Genomic DNA, 17,367 nt, shown 5'->3' on the forward strand with positions numbered 1-17,367 from the left:
CACTTAACTCAATTCCACTATTTTGATTAAGGCAATCCCCAATGAATGTCACGTTGCGGCCAGGCGGCAAGTGCACGCAGACAACAACGCAGTGGCTTGGAAGGCAATGCGGATGATGACGCTGCGCCAAATCCGCCATTTTATCGCCGTGGCCGAAACCGGTTCGATCTCCGCCGCCGCCCAGGCGGTGTTTGTTTCCCAGTCCTCATTGACGTTGGCTATCCAGCAATTGGAAACCGACATCGGTGTGCGATTGTTCGATCGCCACGCCAAGGGCATGAACCTGACACATCAGGGGCACCAATTTTTACGCCAGTCTTATCTGATCCTCGCCACGGTGGATAACGCCAAACGCAGCCTGCAATTGGGGACTGAAAGCCTGACGGGCAAGCTGACTATCGGCGTGACCAGTCTGGTGGCCGGGTACTTCTTGGTCGAGCTGCTCAAGCGGTTTAAATCGGCTTACCCCAACGTCACCATCCAGATGATCGAAGATGAACGTCCTTACATTGAGCACCTGCTGGTAAGCGGGGAGATCGATATCGGCGTCCTGATCCTGTCCAATATCGAAGACCGTGACGCGTTGCAGACCGAAGTGCTGATGCATTCGCCTTATCGCCTGTGGCTGCCACCGCTGCATCCGCTGCTGGATCACGAAAGCATCAGCCTGGCAGATGTGGCGAAGTTGCCGCTTATCCAGCTTAATGCCGACGAAATGGACGTACATGCGCGCCGTATCTGGGCTCGCGCGGGATTGAAACCGGAGATCGCCATGAAAACCGGTTCGACGGAGGCGGTACGCAGCCTGGTGGCGGCAGGGATGGGGGTCTCAATCTTGCCGGATATGGCTTACCGCGCCTGGTCGCTGGAAGGCAATATGATTGAAGCGCGTAAGCTGGTGGATCTGTTGGAGCCGCTGGACATCGGCTTGGCATGGCGGCGCGGTAGCGCACGGCCGGAATTGGTCACTCCTTTCCTGACCATTGCGCGTGAGAACGGGAATATGCACGCCGCTGGGCTGAAGCATTCGATTTAATCGAACGCGGCGTTCAGTATTTAGAATTTGTTGGCTGCCTGATGCTCGCTTAGTCTGATTGAAACTAACTTATTCACATTTAGTTAACGTTTTTGTCACTTAGAGGCGATTCGCGATGGCAGATGTGCACCTCCTTTCAGGTTTATCCTGTCAGCAATTCATTAACGGTCAGTCGGTCGAAGGTGAAGGCCAGCAAGAGTGCATCGTTAATCCGGCTAATGGCGAAACGCTGATTTCCATCACCGAAGCCTCATCCGCGCAGGTTGGCAGCGCCGTTAAAGCGGCCCAGCAAGCCTTCGGTCACTGGTCGCGCACTACGCCAGCCTACCGTGCATCTCTTCTTCTGCGCATTGCCGACGCCATAGAGCGGCAGGCCGAGCGGTTAGCCGGTCTGGAAGCCCTCAACTGCGGCAAGCCGTTGCATCAGGCGCTCAATGATGATCTGCCGGCGGCCGTCGACGTCTTTCGTTTCTTTGCCGGCGCGGTGCGTACCCAGCAAGGGCAACTGGCTGGTGAATACATTGAAGGACACACCTCGATGATTCGCCGTGATCCGATCGGTGTGGTGGCCTCGATTGCGCCATGGAACTACCCGCTAATGATGGCGGCATGGAAGATCGCGCCTGCGCTGGCGGCGGGCAACACCGTGGTATTCAAACCTTCCGAACATACTCCCCTGACGATTTTGGCGCTGGTGCCAGCGCTGCAAGATATCCTGCCGCCGGGTGTGCTGAATATTGTCTATGGCGGCGGAGAAGGGGTCGGCAGCCATTTGGTCGGACATCCGCAGGTGCGTCTGGTGTCGGTGACCGGCGATATCGTCACCGGGCAAAAAATCTTGCAGGCGGCAGCTAAAAGCGTCAAACGCACCCACCTGGAATTGGGGGGGAAAGCACCGGTGATCGTCTGCGACGACGCGGATCTGGACGAAGTGGTCAACAGCATCCGCACCTATGGCTACTACAACGCCGGGCAAGACTGCACCGCCGCCTGCCGCATCTACGCGCAGGCGGGGATCTATCCAAAACTGGTAGAAGCGCTGGGTGAGGCGGTGGCCAGCCTGCGTTTTGCCCGCAAACGCGATGAAGATAACGAAATTGGCCCGCTGATCAGTAACCGGCAGCGCGATCGTGTCGCCAGCTTTGTCGAACGGGCGCTCAGTCAGCCGCACATTGAATTGATCACCGGCGCCGCCGCGCATTCGGGCCCCGGTTTCTATTACCAACCCACGCTGCTGGCCGGCTGCCTGCAAAGCGACGAAATCGTCCAGCGTGAAGTGTTTGGCCCGGTAGTGAGCGTTACCCGTTTCGAACATCTGGAGCAGGCGGTCAACTGGGCCAATGATTCCGAATACGGTCTGGCTTCGTCGGTCTGGACGCAAAATATCGATCAGGCGTTGCATATCGCTGCGCATCTGCAATACGGCAGCACCTGGATCAACACCCATTTCACCCTGGCGAGTGAGATGCCACACGGGGGCCTGAAACGTTCCGGTTACGGCAAGGATCTCTCCAGTGATTCACTGCAGGACTACAGCGTAGTCAGACATGTAATGGCGAAGTTTAAAGCCAGCTTTTAATGAGATTAGGGCGGCAGCCGTTCCCTGCCGCATACAGATACGCAACACAGGGGTAATTACGATGGGAAAAACGACCGCAGTCACCACCACAGTTTCCGCGCTCTGTCTCACTGTGCTTTGCAGCCTGGCTCATGCGGCCGAGTTGCCACAGGCTCTGGGTAAAGGCGAAGGACGACTGGATATCATTGCCTGGCCCGGCTATATCGAACGCGGCCAATCCGATAAAAATTATGACTGGGTCACCCAGTTTGAAAAACAGACCAGCTGTGCAGTGAATGTGAAAACGGCTGCCACGTCAGACGAAATGGTCAGCCTGATGGCTAAGGGCGGTTACGACTTGGTGACCGCTTCCGGCGATGCTTCACTGCGACTGATCTTCGGCAAACGGGTGCAGCCAATTAACACGGCACTGATCCCCAACTGGAAAAACATCGACCCGCGCCTGTTGAAGGGCGCCTGGTATACCGTGGACGGTAAAACCTACGGTACCCCCTATCAGTGGGGGCCAAACCTGCTGATGTACAACACCAAAACCTTCCCAACGCCACCGGATAGCTGGGCTGTCGTGTTCCAGCAACAGAACCTGCCAGACGGCAAAACCAATCAGGGGCGGGTGCAGGCCTATGATGGCCCTATTTACATCGCCGACGCGGCGCTGTTCCTGAAGGCGACACAACCCCAGTTGGGCATCAGCGATCCGTATCAATTAAACGAAGCGCAATATCAGGCGGCACTGAAACTGTTGCGCACTCAGCATGCGTTGATTCATCGCTACTGGCATGACACCTCAGTGCAGATGAGCGATTTCAAAAATGAAGGCGTGGTCGCCTCCAGCGCCTGGCCGTATCAGGCCAATGCCCTGAAAGGGGAAGGCCAGCCGATTGGCACCGTGTTCCCGAAAGAGGGCGTTACCGGCTGGGCGGATACCACCATGCTGCACGCCGACGCCAAACACCCCAACTGTGCTTACCTGTGGATGAACTGGTCGCTGGAGCCGAAAGTGCAGGGTGACGTTGCTGCCTGGTTCGGTTCTGTACCGGCATCACCGGCAGGCTGTAAGGCCAGTACGCTGTTAGGCGATAAAGGGTGTGAGACCAATGGTTTCAACCAGTTCGACAAGATTGCCTTCTGGAAAACGCCACAGGCGCAGGGCGGCAAGTTCGTACCCTATAGCCGCTGGACTCAGGATTATATCGCCATCATGGGCGGCCGCTAATATCACCTTCATATTTCAAGCTGCCTCTTTGCTGGCTGCCCGCACGAACCCCGGTTGCGTACGACCTGTACGCACTCGGGGATGCGTTGGGGTGTCGCTTTGATGTAGCCCGAACTATTTTGGCGATAGGTCTGTGTCGGGGGTAGCCAAACTGGCTTTGCTGGCTACATCTGATGAGTTTACGCCATGTTTAGGAGAGCAGATCATGACCATTGCCGTGCAGTTTATCGATGTTTCTCGGAGTTTTGGCGATGTTCGCGCCGTGGACAGGGTTTCTATCGAAATACAGGATGGGGAATTCTTCTCCATGCTCGGGCCTTCAGGTTCGGGCAAAACCACATGCCTGCGATTGATCGCCGGTTTTGAACAGCTCAGTGCCGGTTCGATTCGTATTCACGGCCAGGAAGCCGCCAATCTGCCACCGTATCAACGTGACGTGAATACCGTCTTCCAGGATTACGCGTTGTTCCCGCATATGTCAGTGCTGGAAAACGTCGCCTACGGGCTGATGGTTAAAGGCGTGGCCAAACGTGAACGCCTGGCGCGGGCGCAGGAAGCGCTGGACAGTGTGGCGCTGGGATTTGTGGCCGAACGTAAACCGGCACACCTTTCAGGCGGTCAGCGGCAGCGTGTTGCACTGGCGCGCGCGTTGGTCAATCGGCCACGGGTGCTGTTGCTGGATGAACCGCTTGGCGCGCTGGATCTCAAGCTGCGTGAGCAGATGCAGGGCGAGCTGAAAAAGCTGCAGCGCCAACTGGGGATCACCTTTATTTTCGTCACCCACGATCAGAGCGAAGCGCTATCGATGTCCGATCGGGTGGCGGTGTTCAACAATGGGCGTATTGAGCAGGTGGATGCGCCTCGCGAGTTGTACATGCGGCCGAAGACACCCTTTGTTGCCGAGTTTGTCGGCACGTCCAATGTGGTACGCAGCGATCTGGCGCAGCGGTTACTGGGCCAGGCCGCCACCTTCTCAATCCGTCCCGAGCATATCCGTTTAGCCAATCAGGCCGGCGCGGCACAGGGTGACGTCCAGGTGCAGGGCACGCTGCAAGAGATCCATTATCAAGGCGCCGCAACGCGCTATGAAATTGCGTTGAACAGCGGGGAGAAACTGCTGGTCAGCGAGGCGAATCCTCAGTGGCATGCCGACGGGCAGAGACACCTGATCGGTCAGCTGGTCACCGCTTGCTGGTCACGCGAGGCGATGGTGCCACTGCTGGAGGAGAGGTGAGATGGAGATGAGCATTGACTATCCCGCGCCGCGCCGCGGTACCTTGCGCGCGCTGTCGACCTGGCTGTATCGCCGACCGACGCTGTACCTGCTGTTGTTATTGGTCCCGCCGCTGTTGTGGTTCGGCGCGGTGTACCTTGGCTCATTATTGACGCTGTTGTGGCAGGGGTTCTACACCTTCGACGATTTCACCATGACGGTGACGCCGGATCTGACCTTCGACAACCTGCGGGCGCTGTTCAACCCGGCCAATTACGACATCATTCTTCGCACATTGACCATGGCGGTGCTGGTGTCCCTGGCCAGCGCGATGTTGGCATTTCCGATTGCCTACTACATGGCACGTTACACCAGTGGCCGCGTCAAAGCGTTCTTCTATATCGCGGTGATGATGCCAATGTGGGCCAGTTATATCGTTAAGGCCTACGCCTGGACCCTATTGCTGGCAAAGGATGGCGTGGCGCAGTGGTTCCTACAGCATCTTGGGCTGGAGCCGGTGTTGGCGGCAATCCTGACCGTGCCGGGTGTAGGGGGCAATACCTTGTCGACATCCGGGTTGGGGCGTTTTCTGGTGTTTGTGTATATCTGGCTGCCGTTCATGATCTTACCGATCCAGGCGGCGCTGGAACGTCTGCCACCTTCGTTGCTGCATGCTTCGGCGGATTTGGGCGCACGCCCGTCGCAGACCTTTCGTTATGTGATCCTGCCGTTGGCGGTGCCGGGCATTGCCGCCGGGTCGATCTTCACCTTCTCACTGACGCTGGGGGACTTTATTGTGCCGCAGCTGGTGGGCCCGCCGGGCTATTTCATCGGCAGCATGGTGTACGCCCAGCAAGGGGCGATCGGTAATATGCCGATGGCCGCGGCCTTTACTCTGGTGCCGATTGTGTTAATCGCGATTTATCTATCCATTGTGAAACGTCTGGGGGCCTTCGATGCACTCTGAGCGCGCGCCGTTAGGGCTGAAATTGGCCGCCTGGGGCGGTCTGATTTTCCTGCATTTCCCCCTGGCGATTATCGCCATTTACGCCTTCAACACCGAGGACGCGGCGTTCAGCTTCCCGCCGAAGGGGTTCACGTTGCATTGGTTCAGCGTTGCCGCCGGGCGGCAGGACATTATCGATGCGATGCTACTTTCCGCGCAGATTGCTGCATTGGCCACGGCTGTGGCGCTGGTACTGGGCACCCTGGCGGCTGCGGCGCTGTACCGGCGTGATTTCTTCGGTAAAGACAGCATTTCACTGTTACTGCTGTTACCGATCGCGCTGCCGGGCATTGTTACCGGTCTGGCGTTGCTGGCCGCGTTCAAGGCGCTGAATATCGAACCGGGCGTACTGACCATCGTTATCGGGCATGCCACTTTCTGCGTGGTGATCGTATTCAACAACGTCATCGCTCGTTTCCGCCGGACTTCCCATAGCCTGATTGAAGCGTCAATGGATCTGGGTGCTGACGGCTGGCAAACCTTCCGCTACGTCATGTTACCCAATCTGGGTTCAGCGTTGCTGGCCGGTGGCATGTTGGCCTTCGCGCTGTCGTTTGATGAAATCATTGTCACCACCTTTACCGCCGGGCATGAGCGCACGCTGCCGCTGTGGCTGCTCAATCAGCTCGGCCGCCCGCGTGATGTGCCGATCACCAACGTGGTCGCGCTGTCCGTGATGTTGCTGACCATGATCCCGATTTTGGGGGCTTATTACCTGACTAAGGGTGGCGAAAGCGTCGCCGGCAGTGGCAAATAGAATTCAGGCCCACTGGGCTACTGCGCTTGGCATCCTGAGATTGGGCAGTGCTCGGCCTCCTCACGTACTTCGTGTACGCTCCGGGGCCCTGCGCGCTGTCCGCACTCAGCCTGCCTACGCTCGTTACGCTCAGTGAACCTTAATTAACATTTTGAATTGTAAAATTTAAAAGGATAACCCTATGCAAAGCCAATTGTTGATTAACGGCCAACTGGTGACCGGCCAGGGCACGTTGTTGCCGGTGTATAACCCGGCGAGCGGAGAAGTAGTGTTACAGGTGGCTGAAGCCAGCGCAGAGCAGGTTGATCAGGCGGTGCTGGCGGCCGACGCCGCATTTACCGAATGGGGACAAACCACGCCGAAAGAGCGTTCCGAATATTTGTTGAAGCTGGCGGATATGATTGACAACCATGCGGAAACCTTTGCTCGCCTTGAGTCGCTTAACTGCGGCAAACCCTACCACTGTGTATTGAACGACGAACTGCCGGCCGTAGCCGATGTTTTCCGCTTTTTCGCCGGTGCGAGCCGCTGTCTGAGCGGGCTGGCGGCGGGTGAATATCTTGCGGGACACACCTCAATGATCCGCCGTGACCCTTTGGGCGTGGTGGCTTCGATTGCCCCTTGGAACTATCCGCTGATGATGGCGGCATGGAAGTTGGCCCCGGCCTTGGCGGCGGGTAACTGCGTTGTGCTTAAGCCATCGGAACAAACCCCGCTAACCACGTTCAAGTTGGCTGAACTGGCCGCCGGCGTGTTCCCGCCGGGCGTGTTCAACGTGCTGTTCGGCCGCGGCGCCAGCGTTGGCGACCGGCTGACCGGCCATGACAAAGTGCGCATGGTGTCACTCACCGGATCCATCGCCACCGGGGAACACATTATTGCGCATACTGCACCCGGCATTAAACGCACCCATATGGAATTGGGGGGGAAAGCGCCGGTGCTGGTATTTGACGATGCCGATCTGCAACAGGTGGTGGACGGGATCCGCAGCTTCGGCTTCTACAACGCGGGTCAGGACTGCACCGCTGCCTGCCGCATTTATGCGCAGAAAGACATCTACCCACAGTTGGTGAAGGCGTTGGGCGAGGCCATTGGCAGCCTAAAGATCGGGCCGCCGGAAGATCAGAGCAGTGAGCTGGGCCCATTGATTACCGCCCAGCATTTGGAGCGGGTTGTGGGCTTTGTCGAGCGAGCAAAAGCCTTGCCGCATGTACAGGTCGTGACGGGCGGTGAGCGGGTCGACGGCCCAGGCTACTATTTCCAGCCGACATTGTTAGCTGGCGCGCGTCAGGAAGATGAGATTGTGCAGCGTGAAGTGTTCGGCCCGGTCGTGACCGTAACGCCATTCGACGATGAGGCGCAGGTGCTGGCCTGGGCTAATGAGTCTACTTACGGACTGGCGTCGTCGCTGTGGACACGGGATGTTGGCCGGGCACACCGTTTAAGCGCCCGTTTGCAGTATGGCTGCACCTGGGTGAATACCCATTTCATGCTGGTGAGTGAAATGCCGCACGGGGGGCAGAAGCTGTCCGGCTACGGCAAGGATATGTCGATGTATGGATTGGAAGACTATACTGCTATACGGCATGTGATGTTTAAACATTGATTCATTAGGTTTTATCTGCAAAATAACGCGGCTTTCAGGCTGGTTACTACTGGCCTGATAATAATATCCCCTATGGATTTTAAGCTACAGCTAGGCGGCCCAGGTCAGGTAGGGGCGCTGCATGTTGCGCCCGTATCAATCGGGGCGAAGGTATTCGTCCCCTACGGTGAGCAAGTGCAGGTAACCACGCTGTAGCTTTAAATATGACGGGGGAAAAACTGAAAGGAAGCCAATTATGAGCATCACCCGACGCGATTTTCTTAACGGGGTGGCGATCACTATCGCCGCCGGGTTGACGCCGATGCAGATCTTAAGAGCGTCGCCGCAAACCGCCAATCAAACCCTCTATTACCCGCCGACGCTGACTGGGCTTCGTGGTAACCATCCTGGTTCATTCGAGCATGCACACCAACTGGGGCGCGATGGCAAGGCCTTCGATTTTGCTGCCGTGCCTGCGACGGAAGAGTTCGATTTGGTGGTCGTGGGGGCCGGTATCAGCGGGCTGGCTGCGGCCTGCTTCTGGCAGCAAATGAAGGGCCCGCAGCAACGTATTTTGCTGATAGACAATCACGATGACTTCGGCGGGCACGCCAAGCGCAATGAATTCAGCAGTGAAAACGGCACTATTCTTGGTTATGGCGGTAGCGAGTCATTGCAGTCACCGCGATCCAACTTTAGCCCGGTGGCGATGGGCCTGCTGCAAAAGCTGGGTGTCAGCATCGACAATCTGGAAAAAGCGTTCGATACCACTTTCTACCCGAACCTGAATTTGAGTCGCGGTGTCTATTTCGATCGTAAAAACTTCGGCGTCGACAAAGTCGTGAGTGGCGATCCGGGCCGCATGGTCGCCGACGACATCCCGCACGATCGTCTTAATGGTCGCTCCTACGAAGCCTTTATCGGTGATTTCCCACTGCCGGAAACTGATCGTCAGGCGCTGATTGCGCTGCACACGGTGGATAAGGATTACCTGCCGGAGATGAATCAGGAACAGAAAAGTGAATGGCTCGACAAGCACAGCTATACCGAATTCCTGCGTGATAAGGTCGGCCTGAGCGAAATGGCGATCCGTTATTTCCAGCAAACCACCAGTGACTTCCAGGCTGTGGGCATTGATGCGACATCATGCAGTGACGCACGCATCTGCGACTTGCCTGGGCTCAATGGCATGAATTTACCGCCGCTGGACGAAGAGTCGCAGGCGGATCTCGACGATCCCTACGTGTTCCATTTCCCTGACGGCAACGCCACATTGACGCGCTTGATGGTGCGTCATTTGATCCCGGCGGTTTCACCGGGCGGTAAGGACATGAATGACATCGTGTTGGCGACGTTCGACTACAGCCAGCTTGATCGCGCGGCGTCACCGGTAAAACTGCGGCTCAATAGCACGGGCCTGCATGCGGCTAACGTCGGCGACAAAGTTGAAGTGACCTATATGACCGGCGAGAAAATGACCAAGGTACGCGCCGGACAGGTCGTGATGGCCGGGTACAATATGATGATCCCGTATCTGGTGCCGGAAATGTCGTCGGAACAGCAAGAAGCGCTCAAGCAGAACGTGAAGTCACCGTTGGTGTACAGCAAAGTGGTGATCCGCAACTGGCAGCCATTTATCAAACTGGGTGTGCATGAGGTGTACTCGCCAACGGCACCGTATTGCCGCGTGAAGTTGGATTACCCGGTGAGCATGGGCGGCTATCAGCACCCGCGCGATCCGAACCAACCGATCAGCCTGCACATGGTGTATGTGCCGACGCTGGCGGGTAGCGGGTTAAGCCCACGTGAGCAGTCTCGCAAGGGGCGCGCCTTACTGCTGGGCACGCCGTTTGAGGTGCATGAGCAGATGATCCGTGAGCAGCTACAGGGCATGCTCGGTTCTGCCGGGTTCGATCATCAGCGAGATATTGAAGCCATTACCGTAAACCGCTGGTCACATGGCTATTCCTACTTCCTCAATGGGCTGTTTGATGATGAGGATGAAGCAAAGAAAATCATTGCGACAGCGCGTAAGCCGATCGGCAAGATTGTGATTGCCAACTCGGACTCTGACTGGAGTCCGTATGCCAACTCGGCGATCGACCAGGCATGGCGTGCGGTCAATGAGTTGGCCTTCAGCCATGTTGCGGCGAAGGAGGGAGCATGAGAATGCGTTCACTGTATTTGCTGACCTTACTGGCAGCGGGCGGTTCGGCCCAGGCAATGTCGGCGGGGGAGTATGTGGCTAAGGCCGGGGACTGTACCGCCTGTCATACCACGCCGGGTGGCGCTCTGTTTGCTGGTGGGATGAAGTTCCCCACACCGTTGGGCAACATTTACGCCACCAATATCACCCCGGACAAACAGCAAGGCATCGGTGGCTATTCTTTTGACGAGTTTGATCGCGCTATGCGCCAGGGGATCGCCAAAGATGGCCATCGGTTGTATCCCGCGATGCCGTATACCTCTTACGCCAAAATGAACGCGGAAGATATGCGTGCGCTGTATGACTACCTGATGAAGGAAGTCCCGGCGCAGAATACGGCCAACCGTGCCAGTGATATCAGCTGGCCGTTGTCGATGCGTTGGCCGCTGGCTGTCTGGAACCAACTGTTCCATGACGATACGCCTTACCAGCCGGACAGCAGTCAGAGTGCCGAATGGAATCGTGGTGCTTATTTGGTGCAAGGGGCTGGGCACTGTGGCAGTTGCCATACGCCGCGCGGCTGGGCGATGCAAGAGAAAGGGCTGGACAGCAAAGAACCTGCCTTCCTGAGTGGCGCTGAGCTAGATGGTTGGTACGCATCGGGATTACGCGGTCTGAAGCAGGACGAGGTGGTGTCTTTGCTGAAAACAGGGCGCAGCCAACATGCTGCGGTCGCCGGGCCGATGAGTGAGGTGGTAAGCCACAGCACGCAGTACCTCACGGACGGCGATCTGAATGCCATTGCCATCTATTTGCACAGCCTGGAGGCAGAAAAACCGTCGGCGGAAAAACCTGTCGCAATGGCGGTCGACAACTGGAAAGCGGGGCAAAGCACCTACGCCATGTACTGTTCAACCTGCCATGGCAATAAGGGCGAGGGGAGCGACAACACCATTCCGGCACTGGCGGGCAATGCGACGGTCACGGCGGAGAACCCACTCACCGCGCTGCGCGTGGTGTTGGAAGGCGCGCATACGCCTATCACACAACACGCCACGGCGATCGCCATGCCGGGTTACGCTTGGGCATTGGATGACCAGCAAACTGCCGATCTGATGAGCTATTTACGAGGAAGTTGGGGCAACCAGTCGGCACCGGTTACGGCGCAGCAGGTGCAGGAGACGCGCAAGCTGGCGGAGAAATAACCAGACACTGTCCTATTTGAAGCGGCTTCATTGTTGGCTGCCTGCGCTTCCCCCGTCATGGACTATTTGTACGTTCTTGGGGATGCGCTGGGTTGCCGTCGCTAGGCAATGCCAATTATGCGCAATACGGGCGCGGCTCATCGGGGCCGCGCCCTTTTCAATTACATCACTTTATGTGGGCCGAAGCATTCGTAGTGGATGCGATCGGCATCTACCCCCATCTCCAGCAACTGTTTGGCCACATACTGCATGAACGGGACCGGGCCGCAGAAATAGTAATGCATCTGTGGGGTGCTGAGCGTTTCGCGTAGAGCACTCAGATTCATCAGACCACGGCTCTGGTAGTCACGGCCTTCTACATCGTCTGCACCTGGTTGGTTGTACCACACGTGACGGCTCAGGTTTGGCATACGTTTGGCAATATCCGCAACTTCATCGGCAAAGGCGTGAACGCTGCCGTTTTCCGCTGCATGCAGCCAGTGTATATCCGCCGGATGCTGGCTATCGTGCAGGGTATTTAGCATGCCGAGCATCGGGGTCTGGCCAACACCGGCGGAAATCAGCGCCACAGGTGTTTCCGGCTGCGCGTCGAGGAAGAAGTCCCCGTGCGGTGGGGCGAGGTAAATTACGTCTCCTTCTTTGGCTTGCTGATGCAGGAAGTTAGAGACTTTTCCCTGATCTTCACGTTTGACTGCGATACGGTAGTATTCGCCGTTAGGTGAGGTGGTCAGTGAGTATTGGCGTATTTCCTGGTTTTCCATGCTGTCATGTTTGATGTAGACCGCCAGATATTGGCCCGGCTTGAAGTCGATCACTTTGCCGCCGTCAACGGGCGCCAAGACGAAACTGCAAATCACGTCGCTTTGCGGCTGTTTTTTGACGATGCGGAAAGCTCGCAGGTCACGCCAGCCACCGTTGGCGGTTGCACTGGCCTGATAAATTTGGTCTTCGCGCTGGATAAACACATTCGCCAACACGCCATAGGCTTTGCCCCAGGCATCCAGTACCTCTTGGCCCGGGCTGAACATTTCGTCCAATGTGGCCAGCAGATGACCGCCGACAATTTGATATTGATCCGGTTGAATATTCAGGCTGGTGTGTTTGTGGGCAATACGCTCTACGGCAGGCAGCAGGGCCGCCAGATTTTCGATATTCGCGGCGTAGGCACAAATTGCGTCGAACAGTGCCTGGCGTTGATCGCCATTGCGCTGGTTGTTCATGTTGAACACATCTTTTAATTCGGGGTTGTGTTCGAACATGCGGTCGTAGAAATGCGCGGTCAGTTTCGGCCCGGTAGCGGCCAGCAGGGGAATAGTAGATTTTACGGTGGCGATGGTTTGGCTATCCAGCATGGTAGCGCTCCTTGGTCGATCATTATTGGTGTTTTGTAATGATGCATTTTAAATGCACCTTTAAGTTTGAATGCATCCTAGCGGTTTCTGTTGCGGCTGTAAATACCCCTGATTTTTTTGCGGGGTCGCTCAGCGGCGATCCCGCTCACAGAACATGAAAAAACCGCATTCTTAGCATGAGTAAAAGTCCGTTGCCCAATGGCACTGTTTATCGGATCAAAACCTTGCTGCGCCTAAAGCCAATCGTTTGCGTAAAAACCTCTGTCAAGACCTATCCTCGGTAGGGGGAAACAGTTTACACTGTGTCCCAGAGCCCAAACGGGTGGTGATTTTTTAGTTAGCCGATTTAAGTCAGGAGAAGCCGGATGTTAAAGCGTGAAATGAACATTGCTGATTACGATGCCGAACTGTGGCGTGCAATGGAGCAAGAAGTTGTGCGCCAGGAAGAGCACATTGAGCTGATTGCGTCTGAGAACTACACCAGCCCGCGTGTTATGCAGGCTCAGGGTTCCCAGTTGACCAACAAATACGCTGAAGGCTATCCAGGCAAGCGTTATTACGGCGGCTGCGAATACGTGGATATCGTTGAGCAACTGGCTATCGACCGTGCTAAAGCACTGTTCGGTGCCGATTATGCCAACGTACAGCCGCACTCCGGCTCTCAGGCAAACTTTGCTGTTTATACCGCGCTGCTGCAGCCGGGCGACACCATTTTGGGGATGAACCTGGCACACGGCGGTCACCTGACTCATGGTTCACCTGTCAACCTGTCCGGCAAGCTGTATAACGTGGTGCCTTACGGCATCGACGAAAAAGGCCAAATCGACTACGCAGATCTGGCCAAACAGGCACAGACTCACAAACCAAAAATGATCATCGGTGGCTTCTCGGCCTTCTCCGGTATCGTTGATTGGGCAAAAATGCGTGAAATCGCCGACAGCATTGGTGCTTACCTGTTCGTTGACATGGCGCACGTTGCAGGCCTGATCGCCGCTGGCGTTTATCCTAACCCGGTACCACACGCACACATCGTCACCACCACAACGCATAAAACCCTGGCGGGTCCGCGTGGCGGCCTGATCCTGGCGAAAGGCGGTGATGAAGAGCTGTACAAGAAACTGAACTCTGCAGTGTTCCCTGGCGGCCAGGGTGGCCCGCTGATGCACGTGATTGCCGGTAAAGCGGTAGCGCTGAAAGAAGCGATGGAGCCTGAGTTCAAGATTTACCAGCAACAAGTGGCTGATAACGCCAAAGCCATGGTGCAAGTGTTCCTGGACCGCGGCTACAAAGTGGTTTCCGGCGGTACGCATAACCACCTGTTCCTGCTGGATCTGGTTGACAAGAACCTGACCGGTAAAGAAGCTGACGCAGCCTTGGGCCGTGCCAACATCACCGTGAACAAAAACAGCGTGCCAAACGATCCTAAGAGCCCATTCGTCACCTCCGGTGTGCGTATCGGTACGCCAGCAGTGACTCGCCGTGGCTTCAAAGAAGCTGAAGTGCGTGAATTGGCGGGTTGGATTTGTGATGTGTTGGACAACATCAACGATGAAGCCACCATCGAACGTACCAAGAAGAAAGTATTGGATATTTGCGCCCGCCTGCCGGTTTACGCATAACTCTGCTTTCCCTTTAAAAACCCGCTTCGGCGGGTTTTTTTATACCTGTTGCAGACAAACTGTGAACTACCTAGCACTCTACCCCCTAGACGGTGAATGTACATTGCTAGCCAGTGTGACCTCTGTCAAAGTATCGCCTTCACACCGGAGGGATCATGGTTTTGCAATCAACGCGTTGGCTCGCTCTTAGCTATTTCACCTACTTCTTTTCTTATGGCATCTTCTTACCTTTTTGGGGCGTTTGGTTAAAAGGTGAGGGCATACCGCCTGAAACTATCGGTATTCTGCTTGGCGCAGGTCTGGTTGCACGTTTCCTGGGAAGTTTGCTGATAGCCCCCCGGGTAAAAGATCCCTCTCATCTGGTGACGGCACTGCGCCTGCTGGCATTGCTGACACTGGCTTTCGCCATCGGGTTTTGTTTTGGTAATGGCTGGGGCTGGCTAATGTTAGTGATCGCCGGCTTCAATCTGTTCTTTTCGCCGTTAGTCCCGCTTACAGACGCGTTGGCCGGTACCTGGCAAAAACAGATCGCTATGGATTACGGTCGTGTCAGGCTGTGGGGATCGCTGGCGTTTGTGATTGGTTCGGCGTTGACCGGTCAGATGGTTTCCGTTTGGGGCCATAACGCTATTCTCTACAGCTTGATTATCAGCATATTAGCCATGCTGTTGGGCATGATGCTGAAACCGAGCGTGATGCCACAGGGCGAAGCGCGTACCCACAATGAAGCAGACCGTTCATTGCGGGAGATGCTTAAAGAAGGGCCGGTTTGGCGCTTCTTGTTGTGCGTAACCCTGTTGCAAGGTGCACACGCGGGTTATTACAGTTTTGGGTCCATTTATTGGCAAGAGGCAGGTTATTCGGCATCGACCATCGGTTACTTGTGGTCGCTGGGCGTCGTGGCAGAGGTGATCATTTTCGCCAGCAGCAATTTCCTGTTCCGTCGCTGGAATGCGCGCAATTTGCTGCTGCTTTCCGCCTGTTGCGGAATATTGCGCTGGAGCCTGATGGCCACCAGCACCGAGTTGGGGTGGCTACTGGTGATTCAGATTCTGCACTGCGGCACCTTTACGGTTTGCCATCTGGCGGCAATGCGCTTTATCGCGGCGCGCAAAGGGCCGGAAGTGATCCGCCTGCAGGCGGTTTACTCGGCACTGGCGATGGGGGGCGGGATTGCGATTATGACCGTGATTGCCGGCTTCCTGTTCGAGCATCTGCATGGCGGGGTGTTCTGGGTGATGGCGGCAGTGGCGTTGCCGGCGCTGTTTATTCGTCCGCCGGCCGTTGCAATCAGCGGCAACCGCTAAGAGGTTTCCAGCAGCGCACGTATGGCTTTGCGCTGCTGGCGTTCTAGCGGTAATTCAGTGTAAATCAGTGGCGGTTGCAGTGCACCGTGCTCCGTGGCGTACGGGGTGATGACCAGCGTTACCCCCTGCGGGGCACCGGAGTGCAGGTAATCACGCAGCGGTAAATATTTGATATTCAATGGCAGTAGCGTTAATTCGCGAATTTGATATTCCACTTCCTCTTCCAATTGCGGATTGTCCAGCGTCAGCAACAGCACCTGCTTTTCTTGTAACGCATTGCCTTGCATCAACCAGGCACCAAAACTGATCGCAACCAGCCCGGCTTCTTCACTGGAGAAGTGAATACCGTACTCCTGTTCAAGGGGGGACAGCGCTTCCTGGGCAGTACGCATCAGGCGCGGATATTTGCGTTCGACCTCTTCCAGCAGTGTGTTGTCGATACCAATTTCAAAGCGACAACGCTCCACCGCCGGTGCCAGATGCGCAAACAGCTGGCTGATCAAATCGTCTTTACTGCTGAAGGTCATACCGGATATCTGTTGGAAGCGTTCGACCATATTTTCAATCGCAGCCATCAGCCGCAGGTCTTCTGCAGAGTCGTTACTGTGATAGCTGTGGTTTTTCAGCATGGTGAACATCAACACAAGAAAGTCGCTTTCGCTGTCTTCGGGTTGCAGGGCAAAAAGCTGATTCAGCGATTGAAGCAACCTGCTCGCCACCTGATGTTCTGGCTTCTGATGAAGCCAGTCGCGCTGGGCAGGATTAAACATGGGGTGCCGCTGGCTCCGAGCTTCCCACGCGCAATACAGAAGGTAGTGCTGCAAGAACTGACGATCGCGCCGATCAAAGCTGCGGTTGATCAGCGGTTCACATGCACTGATGTATTGCTCCAACGGCGTGGTCAGATCCTGGCTTATTCCCAGCGCCTGCCGTAGCCAGGGGGAAAAATACCGCTCGATAAATTCTGGGCTACAGCGCAGAGCTCGTCGCAGCCAGTGGAGCAGGCAGAGGCGTTGATTGAGCGTAGTGCCCCGAATCCGGTATCCCTCGTCGGGATTGCCGTCGATCTCCAGATGGTGGAAACGCTGGATTTCACTGGCAACCTCGGCTATATCTTGCCGGGTGATAGGGGGGGCGACGCCATTAATTTGGCTGATAGTCTCCAGTTGTACTGCGGGCACCGGCGCATACAGCATCAATAGTAGATGGCAGCGTCGTTGTTGACCGGAGAGCTCAGGCACAGGGGCAGTGTCCAGGCTCATATCACCTTCAGGCAGGTAACGTTTAAATTATGAATAAGCATAGCAAAAGGCGATGCGCGGCGTGGCTACGGCACCCGGTTTTAC

At 56.1% G+C, this 17,367-nt stretch carries 13 protein-coding genes; 11 read left to right on the forward strand and 2 right to left on the reverse strand.

The window, feature by feature from the left end:
* Window positions 1-112: 112 nt before the first annotated feature.
* The 9 genes from AC2FCQ_RS11720 to AC2FCQ_RS11760 all read left to right on the forward strand — a co-directional run bounded on the left by AC2FCQ_RS11720 (window position 113) and on the right by AC2FCQ_RS11760 (window position 11,743).
* A complete protein-coding gene (locus AC2FCQ_RS11720) occupies window positions 113-1,036 on the forward strand; it encodes a LysR substrate-binding domain-containing protein (protein WP_404760706.1) in 924 nt (307 codons plus the stop codon).
* A gap of 115 nt (window positions 1,037-1,151) precedes the next feature.
* Window positions 1,152-2,615, forward strand: coding sequence for a gamma-aminobutyraldehyde dehydrogenase (locus AC2FCQ_RS11725; RefSeq protein ID WP_490308288.1), 1,464 nt, complete (start codon window positions 1,152-1,154; stop codon window positions 2,613-2,615).
* A gap of 61 nt (window positions 2,616-2,676) precedes the next feature.
* Window positions 2,677-3,831, forward strand: a complete 1,155-nt coding sequence (gene ydcS, locus AC2FCQ_RS11730) for a putative ABC transporter substrate-binding protein YdcS (protein ID WP_209638400.1) — start codon at window positions 2,677-2,679, stop codon at window positions 3,829-3,831.
* A 205-nt stretch (window positions 3,832-4,036) separates the two neighbouring features.
* Entirely contained in the window at window positions 4,037-5,065 is a 1,029-nt protein-coding gene (locus AC2FCQ_RS11735) for an ABC transporter ATP-binding protein (protein WP_490308287.1), read from the forward strand.
* A gap of 1 nt (window position 5,066) precedes the next feature.
* Complete coding sequence (locus AC2FCQ_RS11740; RefSeq protein ID WP_209638396.1) at window positions 5,067-6,011, forward strand: ABC transporter permease; 945 nt, start codon at window positions 5,067-5,069, stop codon at window positions 6,009-6,011.
* Window positions 6,001-6,807 (forward strand): ABC transporter permease, encoded by an 807-nt coding sequence (locus AC2FCQ_RS11745; RefSeq protein ID WP_012146350.1) that lies wholly within the window; start codon window positions 6,001-6,003, stop codon window positions 6,805-6,807. The genes AC2FCQ_RS11740 and AC2FCQ_RS11745 overlap by 11 nt, the downstream gene beginning before the upstream one ends.
* 181 nt (window positions 6,808-6,988) lie before the next feature.
* Window positions 6,989-8,413, forward strand: a complete 1,425-nt coding sequence (gene patD, locus AC2FCQ_RS11750) for an aminobutyraldehyde dehydrogenase (RefSeq protein ID WP_490308286.1) — start codon at window positions 6,989-6,991, stop codon at window positions 8,411-8,413.
* A 235-nt stretch (window positions 8,414-8,648) separates the two neighbouring features.
* The gene (locus tag AC2FCQ_RS11755; RefSeq protein WP_490308285.1) at window positions 8,649-10,559 is read left to right on the forward strand and encodes an NAD(P)-binding protein; all 1,911 of its coding nucleotides are present in this window, start codon (window positions 8,649-8,651) and stop codon (window positions 10,557-10,559) included.
* The gene (locus AC2FCQ_RS11760; RefSeq protein ID WP_490308284.1) at window positions 10,556-11,743 is read left to right on the forward strand and encodes a c-type cytochrome; all 1,188 of its coding nucleotides are present in this window, start codon (window positions 10,556-10,558) and stop codon (window positions 11,741-11,743) included. The genes AC2FCQ_RS11755 and AC2FCQ_RS11760 overlap by 4 nt, the downstream gene beginning before the upstream one ends.
* Window positions 11,744-11,904: 161 nt before the next feature.
* On the opposite strand, the gene hmpA is transcribed toward AC2FCQ_RS11760, so the two are convergent.
* On the reverse strand, window positions 11,905-13,095 hold the full coding sequence (gene hmpA, locus AC2FCQ_RS11765; protein ID WP_209638388.1) for an NO-inducible flavohemoprotein: 1,191 nt from the start codon (window positions 13,093-13,095) through the stop codon (window positions 11,905-11,907).
* A 365-nt stretch (window positions 13,096-13,460) separates the two neighbouring features.
* Between hmpA and glyA the strand changes: the two genes are divergently transcribed.
* Window positions 13,461-14,714, forward strand: coding sequence for a serine hydroxymethyltransferase (gene glyA / locus AC2FCQ_RS11770; RefSeq protein WP_209638386.1), 1,254 nt, complete (start codon window positions 13,461-13,463; stop codon window positions 14,712-14,714).
* A 155-nt stretch (window positions 14,715-14,869) separates the two neighbouring features.
* Window positions 14,870-16,021, forward strand: a complete 1,152-nt coding sequence (locus AC2FCQ_RS11775; RefSeq protein WP_490308283.1) for a 3-phenylpropionate MFS transporter — start codon at window positions 14,870-14,872, stop codon at window positions 16,019-16,021.
* Here AC2FCQ_RS11775 and csiE read toward each other — a convergent pair.
* Window positions 16,018-17,283 carry a stationary phase inducible protein CsiE gene (gene csiE / locus AC2FCQ_RS11780; protein ID WP_490308282.1) on the reverse strand — a complete coding sequence of 422 codons (1,266 nt, stop codon included), beginning with the start codon at window positions 17,281-17,283 and terminating at the stop codon, window positions 16,018-16,020. The genes AC2FCQ_RS11775 and csiE overlap by 4 nt on opposite strands.
* Window positions 17,284-17,367 lie beyond the last annotated feature (84 nt).

The sequence above is a fragment of the Serratia sp. CoH_134_PS_4 genome (assembly GCF_058190535.1).